General features: G+C 73.8%; 1 protein-coding gene. It reads right to left on the bottom strand.

What is annotated here, in order from left to right:
- Nucleotides 1-19: 19 nt before the first annotated feature.
- A partial coding sequence (locus tag AC1D15_RS28525) for a ligand-binding sensor domain-containing diguanylate cyclase (protein ID WP_477828668.1) occupies nt 20-2,131 on the bottom strand: 2,112 nt, incomplete at its 5' end.

Here is a 2,131-nt window from a genome sequence, read left to right as displayed (position 1 = left end):
GTGTGGTGGTTCGGGCGCGTCATGTAGCGGCGGCCACCGGCGGCGCGTACTCGATGCGATCGCGTCCGCCGTGCTTGGCACGGTACAACGCCGCATCGGCCGCCGCGATCATGTCGTCGATGCTGAGGCGCGACGAAGGCTCCAGGCCGATCGCGCCGAAGGAGCACGTGACCGCCACGGCGGTCTCGCCGGCCTGCATCGGCATCGCCGCGACCGCAGCGTGGATACGCGCCAGGCGTTCGCGGTCCTCGGTCGGCCCGGAGCCCAGCCCGGGCAGGATCAGCAGAAACTCCTCGCCGCCGTAGCGGCCGATGGCGTCATAGGGGCGGACCTCGCCCGCCAGGCGGGCGACGAACTCGCGCAGCACGGCATCGCCTGCCGGGTGGCCGTGGCTGTCGTTGATGCGCTTGAAGTGATCGATGTCGGCCAGCACCAGGGTCAGGGACCTGCGCTCGCGCCGCGTGCGCCCGACCTCGCGCTCGAGGATCTCCAGGATCGCGCGCCGGTTCCAGGCGCCGGTCAGCGCGTCCTTCGTGGCCTGCTCGCGCAGCTGCTCCTGCGAGGCCTCGAGCTCGCGCGTGCGTTCGCGCACCAGGGCCTGCAGCCGCTGCTCGGCGCGCACCAGCGCGCGCGTGCGCCACCATGACCAGGCCCAGGCCAGCCCGAGCGCCAGCGCGGCGCAGGCGGCGTAGAACGTGCGTGTGGCCCACCAGGCCGGCTCGATCTCGAAGTCCAGCGCCACGCTGGCCGATCGCGAGCCGCGCTCCAGGTCGGCGGCCCGGGCCTCGAAGCGGTAGCTGCCAGCCGGCAGGCCGGTCAGGCGCACATCGGTGTGCGGCGCCAMGGTCCATCGGTCGTCGAAGCCGGCGAGGCGGTATTCCAGCGCCAGGCCGTTGCGGTCGCGGTAGGCCGGCACGGCCAGCCCGATCTCCAGCGCGCCGCGCGACCACGGCAGCCGCAGCCTTCGATCCGTCGGCAGGGACACGCCATTGCTGCGCACGGACAGGATGGTCGCGTCCCGCGTCCCGTCCGCGAACAGTGCATCGGGCGCAACCAGGTGGGATGCGCCGCGGCTGGTGCCGATCCAGATCGTGCCGTCGGTGTCCTCGTACAAGGCGCCGCTCGAGGTGTCGTTCCAGACCAGCCCGTTGCGCTGATCGAGCAGGCGCCACACCCTGCCGTTCCACACCCCCACGCCGGCGTCGGTGTTCGCCCACAGCCAGCCCCGGCGGTCCTCCAGCAGCTCAAGCACGCTGCGCCCGCGCAACAGCGGCGGCGTGATGTCGGTGGCGACGATCGCGTCGCCCTGCGACACCAGGCGGCGCAGGCGCTGGTCGGCGCTCGCCGCGACGACACTGCCGTCGCGCAGGCAGCCGATGGCCGACTCCCTGCCGGCGCGGCCGGGTTCGAGCAGGCGTGCGGGCTGCCAGCGTCCGCCCGCCAGGCGTGCGATGCCCGGCTCGCCGGCGAACCACAGCGTGCCGTCCGGCGCCCGGCACATGTCGACGAACATCCCCTTGGCCATCGGGTCGGCGAGCTGCGGCCTCGAGCCCGCCACCTCCGTGCGCCAGCGGTACACGCCCTCGTCGGACGCGATCCACAGCTCGGCGTCGCGATCGCGCTGCACGCGGTAGATCGATGGCGCCTGATCGAGGCTTTCGACCGACGCCGGCTGGGGGCCCGCGGCGTTGCTGAAGCGCAGCAGTTTCCCGCCCCGGGTGCCGGCCCACAGCCCGCCGGCACCGTCCTGTTCGAGACTCGACACCTCGCGCGTGGCCGGCGTATCGGGCGCAGCCGCGACGAAACGGCGCGCCGCAGCGTCGAAGACAGCCAGCCCGCCGCCGGTGGCGACGTGCAGGCGCTGCCCCCCCGGTGCCGCGCTGCGCCGGATGCTCCATACGGTGGAGCGCGGCAGCCCGTCTGCGACCGACCAGTTCTCCCACAGGCCGTAACCGCGCCACTGCAGCACGCCGGCGCCGAGCTGCCCCAGCCAGACCCCGCCTTCGCGGTCGGCCAGCATCGCGCGCAGCTTGCCACCCAGCGGCAGCCCGGCGTCGTTGCCGAAACGCTGCCACGAGCGGCCATCCCAGCGCAGCAAGGCCTGCGGCACCGCGGTCAGGATGCGCTGCTG

The organism is Rhizobacter sp. P2_H2, assembly GCF_056403375.1.
The sequence above is the reverse complement of the archived record's forward strand: the minus strand, read 5'-3'. Positions and strand labels throughout refer to the sequence as shown.